18 protein-coding genes and 1 tRNA gene are annotated in these 23,401 nt (G+C 63.9%); 8 read left to right on the forward strand and 11 right to left on the reverse strand.

Annotated elements, in window-relative coordinates:
- Window positions 1–27: 27 nt before the first annotated feature.
- Window positions 28–1,236, reverse strand: a complete 1,209-nt coding sequence (locus DDT93_RS09270) for an MFS transporter (protein ID WP_109465508.1) — start codon at window positions 1,234–1,236, stop codon at window positions 28–30.
- A gap of 100 nt (window positions 1,237–1,336) precedes the next feature.
- On the opposite strand from DDT93_RS09270, the gene DDT93_RS09275 reads away from it, so the two are divergent.
- Window positions 1,337–2,125, forward strand: a complete 789-nt coding sequence (locus tag DDT93_RS09275) for an AraC family transcriptional regulator (protein ID WP_198654808.1) — start codon at window positions 1,337–1,339, stop codon at window positions 2,123–2,125.
- Between the two features lie 56 nt (window positions 2,126–2,181).
- Here DDT93_RS09275 and gltB read toward each other — a convergent pair whose 3' ends face one another.
- The 4 genes from gltB to DDT93_RS09295 all read right to left on the reverse strand — a co-directional run bounded on the left by gltB (window position 2,182) and on the right by DDT93_RS09295 (window position 9,121).
- On the reverse strand, window positions 2,182–6,714 hold the full coding sequence (gene gltB, locus DDT93_RS09280) for a glutamate synthase large subunit (protein WP_109465510.1): 4,533 nt from the start codon (window positions 6,712–6,714) through the stop codon (window positions 2,182–2,184).
- Window positions 6,711–7,157 (reverse strand): GFA family protein, encoded by a 447-nt coding sequence (locus DDT93_RS09285; RefSeq protein ID WP_109465511.1) that lies wholly within the window; start codon window positions 7,155–7,157, stop codon window positions 6,711–6,713. Before DDT93_RS09285 ends, gltB begins: the two co-directional genes overlap by 4 nt.
- Window positions 7,154–7,594, reverse strand: coding sequence for a GFA family protein (locus DDT93_RS09290; protein WP_232825405.1), 441 nt, complete (start codon window positions 7,592–7,594; stop codon window positions 7,154–7,156). Before DDT93_RS09290 ends, DDT93_RS09285 begins: the two co-directional genes overlap by 4 nt.
- 87 nt (window positions 7,595–7,681) lie before the next feature.
- Window positions 7,682–9,121, reverse strand: a complete 1,440-nt coding sequence (locus tag DDT93_RS09295) for an NAD(P)-dependent oxidoreductase (protein WP_109465513.1) — start codon at window positions 9,119–9,121, stop codon at window positions 7,682–7,684.
- 233 nt (window positions 9,122–9,354) lie between these two features.
- On the opposite strand from DDT93_RS09295, the gene DDT93_RS09300 reads away from it, so the two are divergent.
- Window positions 9,355–10,158 (forward strand): undecaprenyl-diphosphate phosphatase, encoded by an 804-nt coding sequence (locus tag DDT93_RS09300; protein WP_109465514.1) that lies wholly within the window; start codon window positions 9,355–9,357, stop codon window positions 10,156–10,158.
- 14 nt (window positions 10,159–10,172) lie between these two features.
- Here the strand turns inward: DDT93_RS09300 and DDT93_RS09305 are convergent, their stop codons facing one another.
- A complete protein-coding gene (locus DDT93_RS09305; RefSeq protein WP_109465515.1) occupies window positions 10,173–11,156 on the reverse strand; it encodes a complex I NDUFA9 subunit family protein in 984 nt (327 codons plus the stop codon).
- Window positions 11,157–11,376: 220 nt separating this feature from the next.
- On the opposite strand from DDT93_RS09305, the gene DDT93_RS09310 reads away from it, so the two are divergent.
- Window positions 11,377–11,463, forward strand: a tRNA-Leu gene (locus DDT93_RS09310).
- Between the two features lie 81 nt (window positions 11,464–11,544).
- Here DDT93_RS09310 and DDT93_RS09315 read toward each other — a convergent pair.
- Window positions 11,545–14,154 (reverse strand): AMP-binding protein, encoded by a 2,610-nt coding sequence (locus DDT93_RS09315; protein WP_109465516.1) that lies wholly within the window; start codon window positions 14,152–14,154, stop codon window positions 11,545–11,547.
- Between the two features lie 239 nt (window positions 14,155–14,393).
- Between DDT93_RS09315 and smpB the strand changes: the two genes are divergently transcribed.
- The 4 genes from smpB to DDT93_RS09335 all read left to right on the forward strand — a co-directional run bounded on the left by smpB (window position 14,394) and on the right by DDT93_RS09335 (window position 17,625).
- A complete protein-coding gene (smpB, locus tag DDT93_RS09320; RefSeq protein WP_109465517.1) occupies window positions 14,394–14,870 on the forward strand; it encodes an SsrA-binding protein SmpB in 477 nt (158 codons plus the stop codon).
- A 4-nt stretch (window positions 14,871–14,874) separates the two neighbouring features.
- Window positions 14,875–15,522 carry a glutathione S-transferase family protein gene (locus DDT93_RS09325; RefSeq protein ID WP_109465518.1) on the forward strand — a complete coding sequence of 216 codons (648 nt, stop codon included), beginning with the start codon at window positions 14,875–14,877 and terminating at the stop codon, window positions 15,520–15,522.
- A 61-nt stretch (window positions 15,523–15,583) separates the two neighbouring features.
- Window positions 15,584–16,441 (forward strand): 3-mercaptopyruvate sulfurtransferase, encoded by an 858-nt coding sequence (sseA, locus tag DDT93_RS09330; RefSeq protein ID WP_109465519.1) that lies wholly within the window; start codon window positions 15,584–15,586, stop codon window positions 16,439–16,441.
- The gene (locus tag DDT93_RS09335) at window positions 16,441–17,625 is read left to right on the forward strand and encodes an amino acid aminotransferase (protein WP_109465520.1); all 1,185 of its coding nucleotides are present in this window, start codon (window positions 16,441–16,443) and stop codon (window positions 17,623–17,625) included. Before sseA ends, DDT93_RS09335 begins: the two co-directional genes overlap by 1 nt.
- Window positions 17,626–17,715: 90 nt before the next feature.
- On the opposite strand, the gene DDT93_RS09340 is transcribed toward DDT93_RS09335, so the two are convergent.
- Both DDT93_RS09340 and DDT93_RS09345 read right to left on the reverse strand, forming a co-directional pair.
- On the reverse strand, window positions 17,716–19,038 hold the full coding sequence (locus tag DDT93_RS09340; RefSeq protein ID WP_109465521.1) for an ammonium transporter: 1,323 nt from the start codon (window positions 19,036–19,038) through the stop codon (window positions 17,716–17,718).
- Window positions 19,039–19,071: 33 nt separating this feature from the next.
- Complete coding sequence (locus DDT93_RS09345) at window positions 19,072–19,410, reverse strand: P-II family nitrogen regulator (protein ID WP_109465522.1); 339 nt, start codon at window positions 19,408–19,410, stop codon at window positions 19,072–19,074.
- Between the two features lie 254 nt (window positions 19,411–19,664).
- Here DDT93_RS09345 and DDT93_RS09350 point away from each other — a divergent pair, with 254 nt between their 5' ends.
- On the forward strand, window positions 19,665–21,908 hold the full coding sequence (locus DDT93_RS09350) for a transglycosylase domain-containing protein (RefSeq protein WP_109465523.1): 2,244 nt from the start codon (window positions 19,665–19,667) through the stop codon (window positions 21,906–21,908).
- Between the two features lie 82 nt (window positions 21,909–21,990).
- On the opposite strand, the gene DDT93_RS09355 is transcribed toward DDT93_RS09350, so the two are convergent.
- The gene (locus tag DDT93_RS09355; RefSeq protein WP_109465524.1) at window positions 21,991–22,602 is read right to left on the reverse strand and encodes an MlaC/ttg2D family ABC transporter substrate-binding protein; all 612 of its coding nucleotides are present in this window, start codon (window positions 22,600–22,602) and stop codon (window positions 21,991–21,993) included.
- Complete coding sequence (locus DDT93_RS09360; RefSeq protein ID WP_232825427.1) at window positions 22,592–23,377, reverse strand: MlaA family lipoprotein; 786 nt, start codon at window positions 23,375–23,377, stop codon at window positions 22,592–22,594. The genes DDT93_RS09355 and DDT93_RS09360 overlap by 11 nt, the downstream gene beginning before the upstream one ends.
- Window positions 23,378–23,401 lie beyond the last annotated feature (24 nt).

The raw sequence follows: 23,401 nt of genomic DNA on the forward strand, positions 1-23,401 counted from the left end.
ATCGGCGCCGCGCGTGCGCCGCACCCCCTAATCCGGCGTGCCGAGCAGGTCGCGGCGATGCGGCAACAAGAGGGTGAGAATTCCCATCGCTGGCAGGACCGAGCAGATGGTGTAGACCTTCGCGATGCCCCAATGGTCGGCAGCCAGACCCAGCACCGCGGCGCCAATCCCGGCGACGCCGAAGGCGAGGCCGAAGAACAGGCCGGCGACCATGCCCACGCGGCCCGGCAGCAGTTCCTGCCCGAAGACGACGATAGCGGGGAAGGCCGAGGCGAGTACGACACCGATGATGATGGTCAGGATCGCGGTCCAGAACAGGCTGGCATAGGGCAGCATCAGGGTGAAGGGCAGGACCCCGAGGATCGAGACCCAGATCACAGTGCGCCGGCCAATGCGGTCGCCGATGGGCCCACCGATGATGGTGCCGAGCGCAACCGCGCCGAGGAACAGGAACAGCATCTGTTGGGCCTGTTGAGTCGAGAGGTCGAACCGCTCGATCAGGAAGAAGGTGTAGTAGCTCGACATGCTGGCCATGTAGACGTTCTTGGAAAAGATCAGCAGCACGAGGACAGCGAGGGCGATCTGGACCTTGCGGCGGGGCAGGGCGACCGGAGGCTTCACTGGACGGCGGCGCGCAACTGCCTGTTCGCGCGAATGCCAGCGGCTGACGGCGGTCAGGATCATCATGCCCAGCAAGGCGATGACCGCGAACCAGCCCACGCTGCCGCGGCCAAAGGGCAGCACAATGAAGGCGGCCAGCAGCGGCCCGAGAGCCGAGCCGAAGTTGCCGCCGACCTGGAACACCGATTGCGCCAGTCCGAAACGCCCGCCCGAGGCTGCCCGGGCCACCCGAGACGCTTCGGGGTGGAAGATCGACGACCCGATCCCGATCAGCGCGGCACCGCCGAAGAGGGCGGCGTAGTTCGGCGCGGTCGAGAGCAGGATCAGCCCGCACATGGTCGAGGTCATACCGACCGGCAGCGAGTAGGGCATGGGCTTGCGGTCGGTCACGATGCCGACGACCGGCTGCAGCAGCGAGGCGGTGACCTGGAAGCCAAAGGTCAGCATCCCGATTTGCCAGAAATCGAGCGCGAACTCGGTTTTCAGCATCGGGTAGATCGCCGAAAGCAGCGATTGCATCACGTCGTTCAGCATGTGGCACAGGCTGATCGACAGCAGGATCGCATAGGTCGTGGTATCGGCGCTGCGGTCGGGGGTGAGGGTGGTGTTGGTCATTCGGTGGCATACCTCCGGCGCCGGAGATAGAGCAAGTGGACCTTGCGATCTTTCGTAGGTTGGTCATAAATCTTCGCGATTGGGCCAATCACGAGTCGCCATGACCGACACCGACGAAATCATCGCAAACAACATCGCACGGATCGCCGCCGCGCGGGGTGCGCTGATGGCCATCGGGACGGACTATGGCGAGGGAATCGTCGTCAGCCCGCACATCCACGACCGGCATCAGCTTCTCCATGCGCTGTCCGGCATCCTCATCGTGTCCACGGCCTCGGGGCACTGGATCGTCCCGCAAGGCTATGCGCTGCTGATCCCTGCCGGTTGCGAGCACCGGGTCGAGATGCTGAGCGCGGTGCGGATGCGGTCGGTCTATCTTCGGCCGGGTGATCTGCAGGCCCCGAGCGGTGATCCGCGTGTGCTGGGCATGACATCGCTGGTGCGCGCGCTGATCATCGAGGCCATTTCCCTTGGCCCGGACGAAGCGGACTCGCCGCGCGGCCAGCTGCTCTGCGATCTGCTGCTGCACGAGATCCCGCGCCTTGTCGAACAGCCGCTGGCCCTGCCGCTGCCTTCCGATCCCCGTCTTGTCGCGCTGTGCCGCGGGTTCATCGCCGCGCCGGATGCCCGCGCGCCGCTCGACGACTGGGCCAATCGCGCCGGGATGAGCAGGCGCAGCCTGACGCGGCACTTCCGGCAGGAAACCGGGCTCGCGGTCGAGCGGTGGAGGCAGCAGGCCTGCGTTTTTGCCGCGCTGCCGCGGCTGATCGACGGAGAGAAGGTGACCACCGTCGCGCTCGACATCGGGTATGACAGCCCGGCTGCCTTCACCACCATGTTTCGCCGGATGCTTGGCCGGACGCCGAGGGACTATCTTCGCCGGGCATGAAAAAGCCCGCCCCGGCACTCCGGGACGGGCCAATTCAATCGCGGTAAGATCAGGCTCTATTCGGCCGGAATCGCACCTTTCTCGAGGCTCAGCGGGGCCGGGAGGTGCACCAGCATCTCCTTCGGGCAGACCTGGATGAAGTTCTGCTTTTCGAGGTCCCAGTGCTGCAGGATGTCCTCGGCGCGGCGGCTGCCGGTTTCCCGGGCGTGGCGCTCGATCAGGTCCTGCAACTGCAGTTCCCAGTGCTGCACCGTGACCGGGCCGGTCACCAGGGTTTCCATGTTCATCAGCGGCTGCGCCTTGCCCTCGGGGTCGTAGAGGTAGGCCATGCCACCGGTCATGCCCGCGCCGAAGTTCGGCCCGATGCTGCCGAGGATGACCGCGACACCGCCGGTCATGTATTCACAACCGTTCGAACCGCAGCCCTCGATCACCACCTTGGCGCCCGAGTTGCGCACGCCGAAACGCTCGCCCGCACGCCCGGCGGCAAAGAGGTAACCGTCGGTCGCACCGTAGAGAACGGTGTTGCCGATAATCGTGTTCTCCGAGGCGACCAGCGGGCTCGACATCGGCGGGCGCACGACGATGGTGCCGCCCGACAGACCCTTGCCTACGTAGTCGTTCGCGTCACCGGAGACTTCCAGCTTGAGCCCCGGCGCGGCAAAGGCGCCCAGCGACTGACCGGCGGAGCCCTGCAGCTTGACCGTCAGGTGGTCGGACTGGAAGGCGTTGCGCATGCCGAAGTTCTGCACGATCAGGCTCGAGGTGCGGGTGCCCACCGTCCGGTGCGTGTTCTGCACCGCGTAGGAGAGCTGCATCTTCTCGCCGTCCTTCAGGAACCGTGCGGCATCGCGCACGATCTCGGCGTCGAGCGTGTCGGGCACCACGTTGCGGGGCTTGTCGCGGTCGTACTTGATCTTGTGCGAGCCATCGACGGTGATCAGCATCGGGTTCAGGTCAAGGTCGTCCAGGTGAGCCGATCCGCGCGACACCTGCGCCAGAAGATCGGCGCGGCCGATTACCTCGTCGATGCTGCGCGCACCGATGGAGGCGAGGATCTCGCGGACTTCCTGCGCGTAGAAGGTGATGAGGTTGACCACCTTGTCCGCGTTGCCGGTGAACTTGGCCCGCAGGCTCTCGTCCTGCGTGCAGACACCGACGGGGCAGGTGTTGGACTGGCACTGGCGCACCATGATGCAACCCATCGCGATTAGCGCGGCGGTGCCGATGCCGAACTCTTCGGCGCCCATCATTGCCGCCATCACGATGTCCTTGCCGGTGCGTAGACCGCCGTCGGTGCGCAGCGTCACGCGTTCGCGCAGCTTGTTCATCGACAGCACCTGATGCGCCTCGGTCAGGCCCATTTCCCACGGCAGACCCGCATACTTGATCGAGGTCGCCGGCGAGGCCCCGGTGCCGCCGTTGTGGCCCGAGATCAGGATGATGTCGGCCTTGGCCTTGGCCACGCCCGCAGCGATGGTGCCAACGCCCGAGGACGCCACCAGCTTGACCGTCACCTTGCAGCGCGGGTTGATCTGCTTGAGGTCGTAGATCAGCTGCGCGAGGTCTTCGATCGAGTAGATGTCGTGGTGCGGCGGGGGCGAGATCAGCGTCACCCCCTTGGTCGAATGCCGCAGCCGCGCGATCAGGTCGGTGACCTTCATGCCGGGCAGCTGGCCACCCTCGCCGGGCTTGGCACCCTGCGCGACCTTGATCTCGAGCTCTTCGCACTGGTTCAGGTACTCGGCGGTGACGCCGAAGCGGCCCGACGCCACCTGCTTGATCTTGGCCGAGGGGTTGTCGCCGTTCGGCTCGGGGACGAAGTGTGCCGGATCCTCGCCGCCTTCGCCGCTGTCGGACTTGGCGCCGATGCGGTTCATCGCGACGTTCAGCGTCTTGTGCGCTTCGGGGCTCAGTGCGCCAAGGCTCATGCCCGGGGTCACGAACCGCTTGCGGATCGAAGTGATCGACTCGACTTCCTCGATCGGGACGGGTTTGCCCAGCGGCTTGATGTCCATCAGGTCGCGGAGGTGGATCGGCGGGTTCGACTGCATCTTCTTCGAGTACTGCTTCCACAGCTCGAACGAGGCCTTGTTGCAGGCCATCTGCAGCATGTGCATCGAGGTCGCTTCCCAGGCGTGGGTCTCGCCCGAGGCGCGGGCCTTGTAGAAGCCGCCAATCGGCAGCACGTCGAGGCCCGAGAGCCAGCCCTTGTCATGGACTTCCTCGGCCTTGCGCTGGATGCCGCTGACGCCGATGCCACTGATCCGGCTGGTCATGCCGGGGAAGAAGTCGTTGCACATGGCACGGCTCAGGCCCACGGCCTCGAAGTTCAGGCCGCCACGGTAGGAGGAGATCACCGAGATCCCCATCTTGGCCATGATCTTCAGCAGACCCTGGTCGATGGCTTCGCGATAGCGCGCGATGGCCTCGGTCAGCGGGCCATCGAGCAGGCCGCGCTCGATACGGTCGGCGATGGAATCCTCGGCGAGGTAGGGGTTCACCACCGTCGCGCCGCAGCCGATCAGCACAGCGAAGTAATGCGGGTCGATACATTCAGCCGAGCGCACGGCCAGCGAGCAGAAGGTCCGCAGACCGTTGCGCGTCAGGTGGCTGTGCACGGCGCTGGTGGCGAGGATCATCGGCATCGCGACCTTGCCGGCGTCGGAATACTGGTCGGTCAGCACGATGTGCCCTGCGCCGGAACGCACGGCATCCTCGGCTTCGCGCCGGATGCGGGCCAGCGCGCCATGTAGCGCGCGGACGCCCGGCTCGAAGGTACAGTCGATCTCGACCATCGGCGCGTTGAACTGCTCGACCAGCTTGGTGTACTGCGCGTTGCCCACAAAGGGGCTTTCCAGCACGACAATCTCGGTCTGGCTCGAATCCTCGTCCAGCACGTTCTTGAGGTTGCCGAAGCGGGTCTTGAGCGACATCACGCGGTATTCGCGGAGGCTGTCGATCGGCGGGTTGGTCACCTGGCTGAAGTTCTGGCGGAAGAAGTGGCTCAGCGGGCGGTACTGCTTGGACAGGACCGCGCTGGGCGTGTCGTCGCCCATCGAGGCCAGTGCCTCCTTGCCGTCCTCAGCCATTGGCGAGAGGATCTGTTCCAGTTCCTCGATGGTGTAACCGGCCGCGATCTGGCGCTGGCGCAGTTCCTTCCCGGTGAACAGGGCCTTTTCCTGCACCCCGGCGAGCACTTCGTCGGCATCGTTGATCTTGCCCACCCATTCGCCGAACGGCTGGCTGGCGGCAAGCCGGTCCTTGATGGCGACATCGTGGAACAGTTTGCCTTCCTTCATGTCGACGGCGATCATCTGGCCGGGGCCAAGTGCACCTTTCTCGACCACGGTGGCCTCGTTGATCGGGACCATGCCTGCCTCGGAGCCGGCGATCAGCAGACCGTCACCAGTCACCACGTAGCGCATTGGGCGCAGGCCGTTCCGGTCGAGACCGGCGCAGACCCAGCGGCCATCGGTCATGGCCAGCGCGGCAGGACCGTCCCATGGCTCCATCACCGAGTTGCAGTAGGAGTACATGTCGCGCCACGCTTCGGGCAGCTCGATGGCTTGCTTCGACCAGCTCTCGGGCACCAGCATGGTTTTGGCCATCGGGGCCGAGCGACCCGCGCGCACCAGAACCTCGAACACCGAGTCGAGCGCGGCGGAGTCAGAGGACCCGCCCGCGATGATCGGTTTGATGTCCTCGGCCATGTCGCCGAAGGTCGAAGAGGCCATGCGGATCTCGTGGCTCTTCATCCAGTTCAGGTTGCCCTTCAGCGTGTTGATTTCGCCGTTGTGGGCCAGCATGCGGAACGGCTGGGCCAGCCACCACTGCGGGAAGGTGTTGGTCGAATAGCGCTGGTGGTAGATGGCGAAAGCGGACTCGAAGCGCTCGTCCATCAGGTCCGGGTAGAACACCGCCACCTGCTCGGCCAGCATCATGCCCTTGTAGATGATCGACCGGCAGGACAGCGATGCGATGTAGAGCTGGCTGACGCCCTCGGCGATGGCCGCCTTCTCGATCCGGCGGCGGATCACGTAGAGTTCGCGTTCGAAGGTCTCTTCGTCCACGCCCTTGGAGTTCGAGATCAGGATCTGCTCGATCTCGGGACGCGTCGCGTTGGCCTTTTCACCAAGGCAGGAGATGTCGACCGGCACGTGCCGCCAGCCGTAGATGTAGTAACCCATGCGCAGAACTTCGGATTCCACGATGGTCCGGCAGGTTTCCTGTGCGCCAAAATCGGTGCGCGGGAGGAAGACCTGGCCGACGGCAATCAGCTCGTCCTTGCGGGGCTTGTGGCCGGTGCGTTCGATCTGGTCATAGAAGAACGGAACCGGGATCTCGACGTGGATGCCCGCGCCGTCGCCGGTCTTGCCGTCTGCGTCCACCGCGCCCCGGTGCCAGATCGCCTTCAGCGCCTTGATGCCGGACTCCACGACCTTGCGGCTCTTGGAGCCATTGACCGACACGACGAGACCCACACCGCAGGAAGAATGTTCGGTTTCCTCGGTATAGAGACTGTTTTCAGCCATCCACTTGCGCTTGGCTTCCTCGGCGCGGGCCCAGGCTTCATCATACTTGGTCATGGCGTGTCTCCTTCACTGAGGAACGGGAAGTTCTTCTGATAGTATTTCTCGGGCATCCGATCCAAATCGCCGCCCATGTGCCAGCCGGTCGGCTCGCGGTCGCTGTAGACGATGTGCGTCAGCCTTGCGTCGCCGGCATTCTTGAACAGCCCCGGCGCGATCTCGAAGTAACCGGCATCCGGCCCTTCGACATAAGCGAACCAAAGCGCCGAGCCGCAGGTATCGCACCAGGCCCGCTCGGCGAGGTGGGACGACCGGTGGGTCTTGACCGGGCCGGTCACGGTGACCGCATCGCGCGGTACTTCGATGCCCATCTGGACCGAGCCGCTCCACCGCAGGCAGTTGTCGCAATAGCAGGCGCTGATCTCGCCTCCGAGCGCGCGCGTGCTGATGCGCACCTCGCCACAGAGGCAGCGACCTTCGCGGAGGATACCCTCGCTCACAGGTTTTCCTCCGGTACGCCGAGCTTGGACAGGATCTCGGAGCGCGTCAGGCGCTTGTGCTCGCCCGCAAAGGCAAAGGCCTCGGGCTTGTGGTCGATGTAAATCTCGCTGCCGAGCGACATGCCATCGAGGTTGTCGAACAGGCCGATGGGGATCTCGTAGCCCTCCGACATCGGGCCCTCGGCGGTGACGTGGTAATAGAGACCGCTGCCGCAGCGCTGGCACCACGCGCGTTCGGCCCAGTCCGAGCTTTGCAGCGTGCGGATATGGGCCTCGCCCGTCCAGGTCAGGCCCGAGCCGGGAACGGTGACCGCGAGCAGGGCGGAGCCGGTCCAGCGTCGGCACATTTCGCAATGGCACGCACCGAAGACGTCCGGCACGTCCTTCGCGGTGAAGCTCACCGCGCCGCACATGCATTGTCCTGTCCGTTCGCTCATTCCTGGCTCTCACCGGGGCGGGGCCCCGTTTGCTCGGCGCCGGGTCGCCCGGCGGTTGATGTCACACTCCCCGGGGCAGGCCCGGACTTACTCGGCGGCGACGGCCGCCCGGTCTTCGAATTCCTTCAGGATCGCGTCGGCGCAGTCGCGGCCATCGCGGATCGCCCAGACCACCAGCGAGGCGCCGCGCACGATGTCGCCCACGGCATACACGCCCGGCAGGTCGGTCTGCCCGGTGGTGAACTCGGCCCGGATGGTGCCCCAGCGGGTCACCGTCAGTTCGGGCTGGTCCCACAGGGTCGGCAGTTCTTCCGGCTCGAAACCAAGTGCCTTGATCACGAGGTCTGCCTCTTCGACATAATCGGCGCCTTCGATGATCTCGGGGGCCTGCCGGCCAGACGCGTCCGGAGCGCCAAGGCGCATCTTCTGCACCATCACGCCGCTGACCTTGTCGCCCTTGGTGGCAAAGCCCTTGGGGGCGGAGAGCCATTCGAACACCACGCCTTCTTCCTCGGCGTTGGCGACTTCGCGCTGCGAACCGGGCATGTTGGCCCGGTCACGGCGGTAGAGACACTTGACGCTGGTCGCGCCCTGACGGATCGAGGTGCGCACGCAGTCCATCGCGGTATCGCCGCCGCCGATAACGACGACTTTCTTACCCGCCGCGTTCAGGCGACCGTTGTCGAAGTCCTCGACCGCGTCGCCAAAGCTCTTGCGGTTGCTGGCGGTCAGGAAGTCGATGGCCTTCTCGATGCCGTCCGCACCGCTGCCAGGTCCGCCAAGATCTCGCGACTTGTAGACGCCGGTGGCGATGATGATCGCGTCATGCTTCTTGCGCAGGTCGTCGAAGGAGACGTCCTCGCCGATGTTGCAGTTCAGCACGAAGGTCACGCCGCCCTTTTCCAGTAGCTCGTTGCGGCGCATCACCACGTCCTTCTCGAGCTTGAAGCCCGGAATGCCGTAGGTCAGCAGACCGCCCGCGCGGTCGTAGCGGTCATAGACGGTGACCTGTACCCCGGCGCGGCGCAGCATGTCTGCCGCCGCCAGACCCCCGGGGCCCGCACCGATGATCCCGACGCTCTCGGCCCGCTCGACAGCGGGTGCCGCCGGCTGAACCCAGCCTTCTTCCCATGCGGTGTCGGTAATGTATTTCTCGACCGAGCCGATGGTAACTGTACCGTGGCCCGACTGCTCGATGACGCAGTTGCCTTCACACAGCCGGTCCTGCGGGCAGATGCGGCCGCAAATCTCGGGGAAGGTGTTGGTCGCCTGGCTGATCTCGTAGGCTTCCTGCAGACGGCCCGTGGCGGTCATGCGGAGCCAGTCGGGAATGTTGTTCTGCAGCGGGCAGTGGGACTGACAATAGGGCACGCCGCACTGGCTGCACCGGCTGGCCTGCTCCTCGGCCTTGGCCTTCGCGTATTCCGCATAGATCTCGTGAAAGTCCTCACGACGTTCACTGGCATCGCGCTTGGCTGGCATGTCGCGTTCGATTTGAACGAATTTGAGCATCGGCTGCTTGGCCACGAGTCATTCTCCAGATTTGGGTAACCGGCGCAGTTTCTTTAAAAGAGCTCTTTCCAGATTAAAAGTCAGTAGTACTGACCTATATTATGGTTTTTTGAGGTCCAGCATCAAAAAGAGGGTCCGAAACCTTCAATTTTAGGTCACACCCCGGACCTATCAGTGTCCTTCCCTTTTCACAAACGCATTCTATAGATGATTCCCGAGCACAGACCAAAACACGCAGGCTCTCTTCCATGCCCCTCCTCCAACTGTTTCTCGTGGCCGTTATCCAGGGCCTGACCGAGTTTCTTCCCATTTCCTCCTCAGGCCACCTGATCCTCCTGCCAAGCCTTACGGGCATGCAGGATCAGGGCCAGGTAATCGACGTTGCAGTCCATGTCGGCACGCTGTTTGCCGTCGTCATCTACTTCTGGGCCTATGTGCGCGACGCGGTTGCCGGTCTCGGCAGGCTCGTGCGCGGCAAGGCCGACACGCCCGGCGCCCGGCTGGCGCTACACCTGATCGTCGCGACAATCCCGGCCATCGTCATCGGTGCCATTCTCAACCTGACGGGCATTTCCGACCAGATGCGCTCGGTCGCGGTCATCGGATGGACCATGCTGATCTTCGGTCTGGTGCTATATTGGGCAGATCAGAACGGCGCCGAGCGGAAACGCGCCGAGGACTGGACCATGCGCGACGCGATCTCGCTGGGCTTCTGGCAGGCCGTCGCGCTGATTCCCGGCACCTCGCGTTCGGGGATCACGATCACGGGCGCGCGTCGCATGGGTTACGCCCGGACCGATGCCGCCAAGATTTCGATGCTGATGTCGATCCCGGTGATCATCGCGTCGGCGGTTCTGCTGGGTGCCGAGACTGTCGCGGACATGAACACCGCAGCCCTGCGCGATGGCGGGATCGCCGCGATCTTCTCCTTCGGCGCTGCGCTGCTGGCGCTGACGCTGATGATGCGGTTGCTGAAGAGCGTGAGCTTCACGCCCTACGTGATCTACCGGGTGATCCTGGGGATCGTCCTGCTGGTCTACGCCTACGCCTAGACTAGCAAAGGGACTCAGGCGCGCAGGTTGCGCGCCGAGTCCTTGATGGCGTCGTACTGGCCCGACGGACGGAAGCGCCACAGGTACTGCGGCAGGACTGATTCCATCGCGGTCGGGACGATGCCCAGATCAGCAAAGCCCTTGGCATCTGCACTGACCACATTGTCGTTCTTCAGGTTGCGCACCTGGTCACGGGTCAGCATCGAGTTGGTCACGAGGCCGAAGGTCGCCGCCTGGACGAGGTCCAGCAAGCCGCCCATGATCCGGGCCACCCAGAACGGCAGGCCCAGCAGCAGACGGCGGCGGTGGATCACCTTCAGCATCTCCTGCATCAGTTCGCGGAAGGTCGCGACATCGGGGCCGCCCAGCTCGTAGGTGCCCGATGCGGCTTCGCCCGTGATCGCCTTGACGGCCGCCTGCGCGACGTCATCGACGTACACGGGCTGGAACCGGGTTTCTGCCCCGACCAGCGGCAGCGCGGGGCCCATGCGGGTCATGCCGGCGAAGCGGTTGAAGAAACCGTCCTCGGGGCCGAAGATGATCGACGGGCGCAGGATCACGGCGCCGGGGAAGTGTTCCAGAACGGCGGCTTCGCCCTCGGCCTTGGTGCGGGCATAGTCGCTGGCGGCCTCTGCATCGGCGCCGATGGCCGAAATCTGCACGAGGCGCGTCACACCTGCCTCGGTGGCCAGCCGTGCGACACGTGCGGCCCCTTCGGCCTGCACCGCGTCGAAGCTGTTCTTGCCGGTTTCGTTCAGGATGCCGACGCAGTTCACGACAGCGTCTGCGCCCTGCATGGCCAGCGCGACCGATGCGTCGTCGCGGATGTTGCAGAGCACCGGTTCGACCTGGCCGACTACGCCGTAGGTGCGGACAAAGCCAGCCTCGTTCGGGCGGCGCACGGCGACACGTACGCGCCATCCTGCCTTGGCCATCCTGCGTGCGATGTAACGTCCCACGAATCCGGACCCGCCATAGATCGTCACCAGATTGGACATGCCCCGCTCTCCTTGGCTTTTTCCGCTTGGCTTTTCATTGCTCTACCCCTCCCGGCCCCGCCGAACAAGGCGCAAAACACCGAGAATGCCCTGCTCTGGCGGGCGCGCGGGCGAGGTGGGAAAGGGAATTTTTGCCCTCCGCGACGGAAGTTTCATTTTTCTTCCAGAATCCGTTTGACACCCCCCGCAAGGGGCCTTAGATGCACGGCTCACGACAAGTGCCCAGGTGGCGGAATTGGTAGACGCACTAGCTTCAGGTGCTAGCGCTCGCAAGGGCGTGGAGGTTCGAGTCCTCTCCTGGGCACCATTTGTCGGATCTTAGAAAAACCCCCGGAACCCTTGGTTTCCGGGGGTTTTTCTGTTTCGGACCAGCCCTCCGGCGGCCGCGCTATTTCCCTCTCAGATAGACCCGCCCCGGCGCCCGGGCGAGCAGGTGGAACAGCAGGATGGGGAAGGCGACGCCGACGACGGTGCCGATAAGGACAAGGACAGGAATGCTGTCGATTCCCGCCATCGTCAGCATCCGCCGCGCGCCCGATGTTCCGAACACGTGCCAGAGGTAGATGAAGAAGGTGTAGGGCGCGATGAGTGACAGGAGTGGAATCCGTCCCGCCAGCGCGATGCAGAGCGCGATGTAGGACAGCGAGAGCACGAAGCCCTCGAGATTCCTGACTGGTCCCACCGGCAGTTGAATGATCCAGCAGGCAAGCGCTACGGCGAGGGCGATCGAAACGACGATCTTCATCCGGGCGTGAAGATACTGCGCGTGGCGCGCATAATAGTACCCACAGAGGAAAAACGGCAGCAGTTCGAACACCTGACTCAGCGCCCAGACGTTGGGATGGACGACGATCTGCAGGGGCGCAAGGACCGCCGCGATGACGATCAGTACGGCGTCCACGCTGCGGTTTGGCAGGTATCTCACGATGGCGTAGGTCACCGTCATCATGATCGTCAGGGCCATGACGAACCAGAAGTGCCCGTATGGCAGGTAGAACAGCCGGAGCACGTCCTCGGCGGTGCGGACCATGAACTCGGTCCCGATCAGGTCCGACACAATGGCGAAGCAGATGATGGCAAATATCGTGGGGGCCCAGAGCCTTACGGAGATATTGGCGAAGTGCTCGCGCGGGGTGCGACGCGCAACGCTCATGGCGTGGAACGCATAACCGGAGAGCAGGGCGAACAGCGGCATCCGAAGGGGATCGAGCATGTCGTTCACGCTGTGCCAGACCGAGGCGTCCGGCAGATTGAGGCCGCCGCTGCCTTCCTTCAGGCCGATCATGTGCAGCATGACGACGAGGAGGCAGCAGAAGGCCCGCGCCGCAGCGTGATCGGGAGTGAGCCAGCCGGTCTTTTGCGTCTGACCAACCGCCATCTCGGCCAGAGAGGCGACGGAATAGACCTGCCAGTTCTCGAAAGGTGCTACCCCGGCGCGTTCAAGCGACATTTCCATTTCGACAAAATCGTTCGAGGTGCCGCTGAGTTCGTCGAAACTCGTATCCCGGGTGATATCGCGCCCCGGGAACTGGTGCCGGAAGATGTTTGCAATCCGCTCGTAGCCGTCACCGGAACTTACCGATTGGGGCGTTCTGTCTGCTGCGCGGGCAGAGGCCGCGCGGAACAGTTCCTGTGCCGCCCGATAGTCCGGCTTGCCGTTCTGATTGAGCGGAAGGGTGTTGACGCCGATCTCGTGAACGAAGACGGCGGGCACCGAGAGCCAGCCGGCAACCTGCCGGCCTAGGTCCGGGTCCGTGCCGGTGTGGATCAGGGCGAGGGCGTCGTCGCCGCCGGCAGCGATGCAGTCCACCCCGTGACGCGCGCACCAGCTTTCGACCTCGTCGAGGCTGACCCGCTTGCCGGATACCTTTAGGAATCGAGAGGCACGCCCGGTGATGTGGAACAGACCGCTCTTGTCGACATGCCCGAGGTCGCCGGTCTTGAGCTGATCAAGTTCGGAACCGCGTGCGAGGTCCTGCGGGCTGGTGGCGTAGCCCATCATTACGTTGGGGCCGCTGTAGACCAGTTCGCCCTCCTGACCTGCCCTCAGCCTCTTGCCTTCGGCATCCGCCACCCAGAGTTCGCCGCCCGGAATGGCGACACCGATGCTGGAGGGATTCTTCGCGGCGAGATTCGGGGGCAGGTAAGCGATCCGTGGCGAGGCTTCGGTCTGGCCATACATCACGAAGAAGTCCCAGCCGTACCGGCGTCCGGCCTCGGCCCAAGTCTTCACGTCTCCCGGCGGAAGCTTGCCTCCCGCCTGGGTGAGGTACCGAAGCGAAGGGCGCTTGCGAAAGAGCTGCTCGCCGCGCTGGAGCAGCTTGTAGCTTTGCGGGACGCCGGCAAAGCTTGTGCAGTCATGCGCATCGAACTGGTCCCAGAACGATTGGGACACGACCGGTGCGTCGATCAGGACGAGGGACGCGCCGACGTCGAGGTGGCTGTTGAGCACTGAAAGCCCGTAGGAATAGGCCAGCGGCAACGATGTCGGGGCGCGATCTTCCGGCTGTATCTTGAGATACTGGGCAATCGACGCGGCGTTCGAGGCAAGGTTGTCGGAAGACAGGCGCACGTACTTGCGGGAGCCGGTGGAACCGGAGGTCGACAGCAGCAGCCTCAGCTCGGGGTGGAGCGCAAGACCGGCACCGGACTGGTCGGTCTCGATGCTCCCGTCCTCGCCCAGCCGGTAGAGACAGGGCAGCTCTCCCTCTGTCGGCGCGCCTTCGCCCGTCGCCTCGCCGAAGACAATCGGCATCTGGGCATCCAGCGCGGCCAGGTAGCCCGCGATGCACGCGACGGTTGGCCTGGCGACGATGCGGCAGAGGCCGCGCCCCGAGGTGAACTGCGACCGAACATGGTCGCGGCGGTCGCGAAGTTCGCCGTAGGTGATGACCTGATCGCTGGCCCCGATACGCAGGGCTACGGTTCCGGACGGAACGGAATCGAGATCCCAGAAGGGCCTGTGAAGGCCCTGGGACGTATAAAGGTTTTCCTTCAAATCAAGAACTCGTCATCATCTACAATCCGGATGTCTCTATCTTGCGAGATTTCACTTACAAATCAATTTTTTCAGTGCGCGGGCGACACTCCTGGTGATTTTCGACGACAAAGCGGCAGGATTCGTCGGTTTTGTGTACGGTGCCACCCGTCTCGCCGGACCACATTCGCGGCCCTCTGTCAGCGCCAAGCCACGCGCTCCCTTGCCTAAACCGCACGCGGGGCCTATTTCAGCGAGCCATGGCCAAGAGTAGCGAAGACAAGAACTACAAGGTGATCGCCGAGAACCGGCGTGCGCGTTTCGATTACGCGATCGAGGAAGATCTGGAGTGCGGCATCCTGCTGGAAGGCTCCGAGGTCAAGTCGCTGCGCCAGAACGGGGCCAACATCGCCGAGAGCTATGCGGCTGTCGAAGAGGGTGAGCTGTGGCTGGTGAACAGCTACATCGCCCCTTACGAGCAGGCCAAGATGTTCAAGCACGAGGAACGTCGTCGCCGCAAGCTGCTGGTCAGCCGTAAGGAAATGGCGCGTCTCTGGAACGACACGCAGCGCAAGGGGATGACTCTGGTGCCCCTCGTGATGTACTTTAATCATCGCGGCCTTGCGAAGATTAAGCTTGGTATCGCTAAAGGTAAAAAATTGCATGACAAGCGCGAGACCCAGGCCAAGCGGGACTGGTCGCGTCAAAAGCAAAGATTGTTAAAGGACCACGGGTGATCTCATGACGCTGGTTCTCACTGGATTGGAAATCAGCGTCTATACCCGGATTGTCCGAATGGCGCTGGCAGAGAAATACCTGCGCTATTCTTTCGTCGAGGCCGACCCCTTTGCCGAGGCCCCGGATCCGGCTCTGTTGCGCATGAATCCGTTCCGGCGTGTTCCGGTGCTGAGCCATGATGGCTTTGCCATCTTCGAGACCAACGCGATCCTGCGCTACCTTGACGCCGCCTTTCCCGAGCCCGCCCTCGTGCCGCATACCCCGCGCGCTGCGGCACGCATGGCGCAGGTGATGGGGATCGTCGATTGCTATGGTTACTGGCCGCTCGTGCGGCAGGTGTTCTCGCACCGGGTTCTGGCGCCGCTCTCCGGCGACAAGCCGGTGGAGGACCAGATAGGGCAGGGGCTGCAAGCCGCGATCCCGGTGCTGGGCGCGCTCGAGCGTATCGCTGAAGAGGGGATACAGCTGAACGGTCACGACATTTCGCTGGCCGACATGTTCCTCGCTCCGATGATCGACTACTTCCAGATGGCACCAGAGGGGCGCGACATGCTGGAGGTGCACGGCTGCCTCTGCGACTGGTGGCATCAGGTGCGCCGCCGTCGCAGTTTCGAGGCCACCCGCCCGGCCTTCGCAGGCCCGCTGACCTGACATAGCCTTGCCTCGCGCCATGCAGGGTTGTAGGTCATGGCAAATCCGAGAGGGGCAGGCGATGGCAAAGGACGATCCGAAGACTCTTGTTTCCACCGAATGGCTGGCGGCCCACCTGAAGGACCCCGACCTTCGGGTTCTCGACGGTTCGTGGTACCTGCCCGCCGAGGCGCGCGACCCGAAGGCCGAGTACGAAGCCGGTCACATCCCCGGCGCCCGGTTCTTCGACATCGACGAGATCTCGGACCAGCGGTCGGAACTGCCGCATATGGCTCCCCCGGTCGAGAAGTTCATGAGCCGCTTGCGGGCAATGGGCGTCGGCGACGGCCACCAGGTGGTGATCTATGATGGCGCCGGGCTGATGTCTGCCGCGCGGGTCTGGTGGCTGTTCCGCCTGATGGGCCAGAACAACGTCGCCGTGCTCGACGGCGGACTGCCGAAATGGCAGGCCGAGGGACGCGAGATCGAGGACATGCCGCCGGTGATCCGCGACCGTCACATGACCGTCCGGGTCCAGAATGCGCTGGTCCGCGATGTCACGCAGGTTTCGGCCGCCTCCAAGCTGGGCGATCACGAGATCATCGATGCCCGCGCCCCGGGCCGGTTCCGCGGCGAGCAGCCCGAACCGCGCGAGGGGCTGCGCTCGGGTCACATCCCGGGGTCGAAGAACGTCTTCTTCAAGACCTTGCTGAACGACGACGGCACCATGAAGCCCGTCGCCGAACTGCGCGCGGTGTTCGAAGCTGCCGGTGTCGACCTGTCCAAGCCCGCGATCACCACCTGCGGGTCCGGCGTGACCGCCGCCGTGCTCAGCCTCGCGCTGGAACGCATCGGCAAGACCGACCATTCGCTCTATGACGGCTCCTGGGCCGAGTGGGGCGCCTTCCCGACACTTCCCGTTGCGACCGGAGACGCATGATGTTCGAGAGCCTGAAACCGCAGCCCGCCGACAAGATCCTGGCGCTGATGCAGCTCTACAAGGATGACCCGCGGGCCGAGAAGGTCGACCTCGGCGTCGGCGTCTACAAGGATGCCACCGGCCTGACGCCTGTGATGGCCGCGATCAAGGCGGCCGAGAAGCAGCTGTGGGAAGAGCAGACCACCAAGACCTACGTCGGCCTGCTGGGCGATCCGGGTTTCTCCGATGCAATGATTGACCTGGTGCTGGGTGATGCCGTTCCGCGCGCGAACGTTGCCGCGGCAGCGACGCCGGGTGGTACCGGCGCGGTGCGCCAGGCGTTCGAGCTAATCCAATACGGCAACCCTTCGGCCCGCGTCTTCGTGTCCGACCCGACGTGGCCGAACCACATTTCGATCCTGAACTACCTCGGGATCGAGACCGTCTCGTACCGCTATTTCGACAGCGAGAGCGGCGGCGTGAACTTTGCCGGGATGATGGAAGACCTCGCCGAGGCCAAGCCGGGCGATGTCGTGCTGCTGCATGGCTGCTGCCACAACCCGACCGGCGCCAACCTCAACATGACCGAGTGGCAGGCGGTGACCGACCTGCTGCTGAAGACCGGCGCGCTGCCGATGATCGACATTGCCTACCAGGGCTTTGGCGATGGTCTGGAAGAAGATGCCGCGGGCACCCGCCTTGTGGCGTCCTCGGTGCCGGAATGCCTGATCGCGGCCAGCTGCTCCAAGAACTTCGGGATCTACCGCGAGCGGACGGGCCTGCTGATGGCGGTATCGCAGGATGCTTCCAAGACCGGGCTGACGCGCGACACGCTGGCCTTCCTGAACCGTCAGAACTACTCGTTCCCGCCGGACCACGGCGCGCGGCTCGTCACCATGATCCTGACCGACGAGACCCTGCGCGCGCAGTGGTCGGCCGAGCTGGAGCAGATGCGCCTCGGGATGCTGGTTCTGCGCGAGCAACTGGCCTCTGAACTTCAGCGACTGACGGGGTCCGACCGTTTCGGGTTCCTCGCCCAGCACCGTGGCATGTTCTCGCGCCTCGGCACCTCGCCCGAGAAGGTCGAGGAACTGCGCAAGGAGCACGCGATCTACATGGTGGGTGACAGCCGCATGAACATTGCCGGCTTGAACGCCAAGACCGTTCCGCTGCTGGCCAAGGCGATCGCCGACGCCGGGGTCTGACCCTTCGGCACGTCGCTGACGCAAGGCACCTAATGCAAAAGGCCCCGGCAGATCGCCGGGGCCTTTCCTTTTCCGTGATGTCGCCGGGGATTAGCCCTTGGCGAATTCCGGGTAGGCTTCCATGCCCAGTTCGGCCATGTCGAGACCGGTGATCTCGTCTTCCTCGCTGACGCGCAGGCCCATGACGGCCTTGAGGATGAACCACAGCACTGCCGAGACGACGAGGCAGAAGATGCCGACCACGACGATGGAGTAGAGCTGAGTGCCGAAGGAGGCGTCGCTGTTGGTGAAGACAACCGCGATGGTGCCCCAGATGCCGCAGACCAGGTGGACCGGGATGGCGCCGACCACGTCGTCGATCTTCAGCTTGTCCAGCATCGGAACTGCGAGGACGCAGAGGATACCGCCGATGGCACCGATGATGGTCGCGCCGCCGAGGCCCGGGGTGAGCGGTTCAGCGGTGATCGAGACCAGGCCAGCCAGTGCGCCGTTCAGCACCATGGTGAGGTCCGGCTTCTTGTAGAGGATCTGGGTCAGGACCAGAGCTGCGAGGGCGCCGCCTGCTGCTGCAGTGTTGGTATTGGCGAAGATGCGCGAGATGTCAGCAACGTTGCCAGCGGTGTCCATGTAGAGCTGCGAACCGCCATTGAAACCGAACCAGCCGAGCCACAGGATGAACGTGCCGAGGGTGGCCAGCGACAGGTTGGAACCCGGGAACGGGGTGACCTTGCCGTCCTTGTACTTGCCGATACGCGGGCCGAGGATCAGGGCGCCGGTCAGGGCACACCAGCCGCCGACCGAGTGAACGACGGTCGAGCCTGCGAAATCGAGGAAACCAGCTTCGTCCAGGAAGCCGCCGCCCCATTTCCAGGAGGCCTGGATCGGGTAGATGAAGCCTGCCAGCAGCAGGGCGAAGATCAGGAAGGGCCACAGCTTGATGCGCTCGGCGAGGGTGCCGGAGACGATCGAACAGGTGGTGGCGCAGAACATCAGCTGGAAGAAGAAGTCCGAACCGACCGAAGCATAGGTCAGGTCGGTCTCGGTTTCGGCCAGGCCGACGGGCTCGAGCGAGGTGGTCGAGAAGGCGCCGAGGATACCGGTGATGGACCAGCCGTCGCCCGGGTACATCAGGTTGTAGCCGACGAGGTAGTACATGATGGCGGCGATGGCGAAGAGCGCCACGTTCTTCATCAGCTGCATGGTCACGTTCTTCTGACGAACGAGACCGGCTTCGAGCATGGCAAAGCCGCAGCCCATGAACATCACCAGGAATCCGGTGACGAGGAACATGAAGGTGGTGAAGATGTAGCCGATTTCCTCATTCGGAGGAGTCACGTCGGCGTCTTGGGCGAAACCCAGCGTCGGCAGCACGATCAGCGCCGCTGCGACAGGAAGTAGTTTCAGGTGTTTCATGATGTCATTTGTCCCTAGCGTTGGCCGCGTCTGTCACAGCGCGTCTTCGTTCGTTTCGCCGGTGCGCACGCGGATCGCCTGCAGCACGTCCAGCACAAAGATCTTACCGTCGCCGATCTTGCCGGTCTGGGCGGTCTTGGTGATGGTTTCCACCACCTGGTCGACCATGCCGGACGAGACCACGATTTCGAGTTTGATCTTGGGCACGAAGTTCACTTCGTATTCCGCGCCGCGATAGATTTCCGTGTGGCCGGACTGCGATCCGAACCCCTTGATTTCCGTCACCATCATGCCGCGGACGCCGGCAGCGGTCAGCGCTTCGCGGACCTCTTCCAGCTTGAACGGCTTGATTGTCGCAATGATGAGTTTCACCTCGATCCCCTTAACTTGGCAGGCTCCTCCTGCGTCCACGACGGACACAAGGCGCTGCAGGGTTGAAAAATGGAACAATGCTGCCGGGTCGTCACCTGAGAGAGATGTCAATGTTGCACAATTTTTGCACAAAATTCGTAATACGATTAAAATTTAGCCAAAAAAGGAAAGCGTGATCGGTGCTGCAGGCCCTCAACAATCCCTTCGGATACAGGTAAGCTGCCGCGAAAATCCGAGGCCGGGCAGGGCTGCACATGACAGAGAAATCCAGACGCAAGTCACCGCTGGTGGCCGATCAACGCTATAGGGCCGAGACGGTTCAGCAGGTCAACACCAAGTCCAAGACCCCGCCCAAACCGGGCACGGCAAAGCCGAAGGCCAAGGCAAAGGCGAAACCGGCACCACGAGGCAAGGCGCCCCGGCGCAAGTCCCGCAGCGGTGGCGGCGGGGGGATCGGAGGCTTCTTCGGATCGATCATCGGCTGGTTCTTCCGCCTGATCTGGCGGGTGACGTGGAAGTTCGCGACCGTTGTCGCGCTGCTCCTCGGGCTGGCGGTCATGCTGGTCTACAATACGCTGCCCGACATGTCGGCGCTGCTCGACGCACGCCAGCGCGGCTCGGTCACCCTGCTCGACTACGAGTCGAAGCCCTTTGCGTGGCGCGGTGACTACTTTGGCGGCGTCATCACCGCCGATACCGTTTCGCCCAACCTGAAGAACGCGATCGTCGCAACCGAAGACAAGCGGTTCTACCGCCACTTCGGCCTCAGCCCGCGCGGCATTGCCAGCGCGGTGCGCATCAACCTTCAGGCCGGGCGCGGCCCTCTCTCGGGCAATGGCGGCTCGACCATTACCCAGCAGACCGCAAAGCTGCTGTGCCTCGGGGTCGAATACGATCCGCAGAAGTGGAAGACCGAGACCGAGTACGAGGACGATTGCCGTCAGGGCTCGCTGTGGCGCAAGGGCAAGGAAGCCGTCTATGCCATCGCCATGGAGCTCAAGTACTCCAAGGACGAAATTCTCACGATCTACATGAATCGCGCATTCCTCGGCGCCGGGGCACGTGGGTTCGAGGCGGCCAGCCAGCGTTATTTCGGCAAGTCCTCCTCCGAGGTCACCCCTGCCGAGGCGGCAATGCTGGCCGGGCTGCTCAAGGCGCCGACGCGCTATGCGCCAACCAACAACCTGCAACGCTCGCAGAATCGCGCCGCGACCATCGTGGGCCTGATGCAGGAACAGGGTTACCTGACCAAGGCGCAGGCTGACGATGCACTGACCCACCCCGCACAGCTGTCTGCCGAGGCTGCGGCCAAGGCCGGTGGCTATTTTGCTGACTGGGTGATGTCGAGCGGGCCGGAGTTCTTCACCCGCAACACGACCGAGGACGTGATCATCAAAACCACGCTAGACCGCCGCCTGCAGAAGGCCGCGGAAGATGCGGTGAAGGTCATCTTCGAGGATAAGGTCAAGGAAGGGTCCAAGGCGCAGGTCGCTGTGGTGGTGATGTCGGCCGACGGCGCGGTGCGCGCCATGGTCGGCGGGCGCGACAACACGGTGTCGGGTGCCTTCAACCGTGCGATCCAGGCCAAGCGTCAGACCGGTTCGTCGTTCAAGCCCTTCGTCTACGCCACCGCGCTGGAGCAGGGGTTCTCGCCGCTCGACACGGTGATGGACGAACCCTACTGCATGAACATTCCGGGCTCGGGCCAGTGGTGCCCCGAGAACTACACCCACAAGCACTATGGCCGTGTGACGCTCGCACAGGCGCTGGAGAACTCCTTGAACGTGCCCGCCGTCAAGGTTTCCGAGACCGTGGGCCGCGATCTCGTCCGGCAGGTGGCCGAAGGCTTTGGCATTCACAGCGACCTTGCCGCCGGGCCGTCCCTCGCGCTGGGCGCGTCCGAGAGCACGCTGCTGGAGATGACCGGTGCCTACGCCGGGATCCTGAACGGCGGCTCCTCGGTCAAACCCTACGGCCTTGTCGACCTGCGGCTGCAGGGCGACGACCAGCCCCTGATGGACGCGCAGGGCGGGATCGGCGAGCGGGTCATCCGTACCGAGGCAGCGCAGGAACTGGTCTGGATGATGAGCAAGGTGGTGAGCGAGGGCACGGGCAAGCGCGCGCAGATCCCCGGTTGGGAAGTCGCGGGCAAGACCGGTACGACCTCCAGCTACCACGACGCATGGTTCATGGGCTTCACCGCCGACTATGTTGCCGGCGTCTGGCTTGGCTATGACGATAACACACCGCTGACCGGCGTGACCGGCAGTGGTCTGCCTGCAGAGATCTGGCGCGAAACCATGATCCGCGTGCACGAGGGGCTGGAACCCCAGCCGCTGCCGATGCGCGTACCCGAAGGTGCGTCGCGGTCGCTGAACGGCGACGACCCGAACACGGGCGGCGGCAATTCGCTGCAGAACGGGGTGGAGCAGTTGCTGCGGAACATTTTCGGCAGCAACGCCGCTCCGGGCGAGGCCCCGCGCCCCGGCCAGCGCTGAGTCGCACGGGAAACGAAAAACCCCCAGCGCTCCGACCGGGAGCGCTGGGGGTCAAATCAACCGTAGAGCTGTTCGGTCGGCCTTAGCCGGTCTTGCCGAGATCCGAAATCAGCGCGTCGATGTTGCCGCCGCGCTTGTCCAGCATGGCGCCGATCTCGGTGCGCTCGGTCAGCAGCAGGTTCACACCCTCGACGAACATGTTGAAGAACTTCTCCTTGCCCGACTTGTCGGACACGAGGAAGGTCACCTCGAACGGGGCCTGACCCTTTAGGTCGGCCATTGCGCGGATTTCGTACCCGGCCTTGATCTGGCGGGTGGACTTCACCGAGACGGTGCCGCCGATGAACTCGCGGAAACGGCTACCGTACTTGCGGGCGATGTAGGTCTCGAACGCATCGGTGAACCGCTTGAGCTGTGCGGCCGACGCGCTGCGCGCGTCCGGGCCAAGGGCATAGCGCGCCATGATATTGGTGTCGGCATAGCGCGAGAAGATGCCTTCGAAATCCCTGATCATCGCGGATTCCGACTTGCCCGAGGCAATGACGGCATTGATGTCGGCAACCAGCCGGTCGACGAGCTGGCGCGCGCCTGCCTCGGTCAGGGCCAGCACGCGCGAGGGCAGCGCGGCAAGGCCGGCGAGGGCTGCGGCTGCGCCCAGGAAGCGGCGGCGGGGGAGAAAAGTGTTACTCGGCATAGGGATCCTCGTAGGGGTCGGTCGATGTAGCGGCGTACGGGTCAGTCGAACTGTCGGCATAGGGATCGGCTGACGTGTCACCATATAGGTCTTCGTAGGGGTCAGAGTAGGTCTGACCATTTTCACCGGCGAGTTCGAACCGACGGTTCTGCAGGTAGATGATACGTGCCTGCGCGTAACTATCGGCGCTGTTGTAGAGAATATCGTCCACAGTATCGGAGTACCGGCCGCGGCTCCCCATCTTGTCGACGACATAGGACACCCGCCCGGTGTTCTGTGCTCGGGTGCCGCCTGCGGGGCCCAGCGGGTTGGTAAAGAAGTCGACCAGCAGGCCGACCGAGTCGCGCTGGGTGGACGGTCCGAAGAACGGAAGCTCGACATAGGCACCTTCCGGGACGCCCCAGACGTGCATGGTTTCGCCGAAATCGGTCGGGTCCGGCATCAGCCCGAGTTCGGACGCAGGGTCACCCAGCCCGCCGAAGCCGACGATGGTGTTCACAAGAAAGCGACCGACAGCCGTGCCCGCGCGCTTGGGGTTGCCCTGCAACACGGCGTTCACGGCGTTGCCGGGTTCCTGGAAATTGGCGGCAAAGCTGCTGAAGCTGGTGACCATGAAATCGGGAACGATGGTCACGTAACCCTTTGATGCGGGGCGAAACAGGGACCGGTCGACGGCGAGGTTGAACTTGTGGACACCACGGTTCTGCTTCTCGTAGGGGTCCATCACTTCGCCGGAGTAGCGGGGGCCACTCGGCACGGCGCAGGCTGAAAGCATACCCACCAAAATGATCAGAAACGT

Origin of the sequence: Albibacillus kandeliae, assembly GCF_003116585.1 — a bacterium.
In the GTDB taxonomy this organism is placed as follows: Bacteria; Pseudomonadota; Alphaproteobacteria; order Rhodobacterales; family Rhodobacteraceae; genus Albibacillus; species Albibacillus kandeliae.

Bases quoted from the DNA above. Each gene is read 5' to 3' on its own strand.
- DDT93_RS09290 (WP_232825405.1), bottom strand. From the start codon at position 7,594: ATGAGCGAACGGACAGGACAATGCATGTGCGGCGCGGTGAGCTTCACC.
- DDT93_RS09325 (WP_109465518.1), top strand. From the start codon at position 14,875: ATGACGCTGGTTCTCACTGGATTGGAAATCAGCGTCTATACCCGGATT.
- DDT93_RS09300 (WP_109465514.1), top strand. From the start codon at position 9,355: ATGCCCCTCCTCCAACTGTTTCTCGTGGCCGTTATCCAGGGCCTGACC.
- DDT93_RS09275 (WP_198654808.1), top strand. From the start codon at position 1,337: ATGACCGACACCGACGAAATCATCGCAAACAACATCGCACGGATCGCC.
- gltB (WP_109465510.1), bottom strand. From the start codon at position 6,714: ATGACCAAGTATGATGAAGCCTGGGCCCGCGCCGAGGAAGCCAAGCGC.
- DDT93_RS09355 (WP_109465524.1), bottom strand. From the start codon at position 22,602: ATGCCGAGTAACACTTTTCTCCCCCGCCGCCGCTTCCTGGGCGCAGCC.
- DDT93_RS09360 (WP_232825427.1), bottom strand. From the start codon at position 23,377: ATGCTTTCAGCCTGCGCCGTGCCGAGTGGCCCCCGCTACTCCGGCGAA.
- DDT93_RS09340 (WP_109465521.1), bottom strand. From the start codon at position 19,038: ATGAAACACCTGAAACTACTTCCTGTCGCAGCGGCGCTGATCGTGCTG.
- DDT93_RS09335 (WP_109465520.1), top strand. From the start codon at position 16,441: ATGTTCGAGAGCCTGAAACCGCAGCCCGCCGACAAGATCCTGGCGCTG.
- DDT93_RS09270 (WP_109465508.1), bottom strand. From the start codon at position 1,236: ATGACCAACACCACCCTCACCCCCGACCGCAGCGCCGATACCACGACC.
- sseA (WP_109465519.1), top strand. From the start codon at position 15,584: ATGGCAAAGGACGATCCGAAGACTCTTGTTTCCACCGAATGGCTGGCG.
- DDT93_RS09305 (WP_109465515.1), bottom strand. From the start codon at position 11,156: ATGTCCAATCTGGTGACGATCTATGGCGGGTCCGGATTCGTGGGACGT.
- DDT93_RS09350 (WP_109465523.1), top strand. From the start codon at position 19,665: ATGACAGAGAAATCCAGACGCAAGTCACCGCTGGTGGCCGATCAACGC.
- smpB (WP_109465517.1), top strand. From the start codon at position 14,394: ATGGCCAAGAGTAGCGAAGACAAGAACTACAAGGTGATCGCCGAGAAC.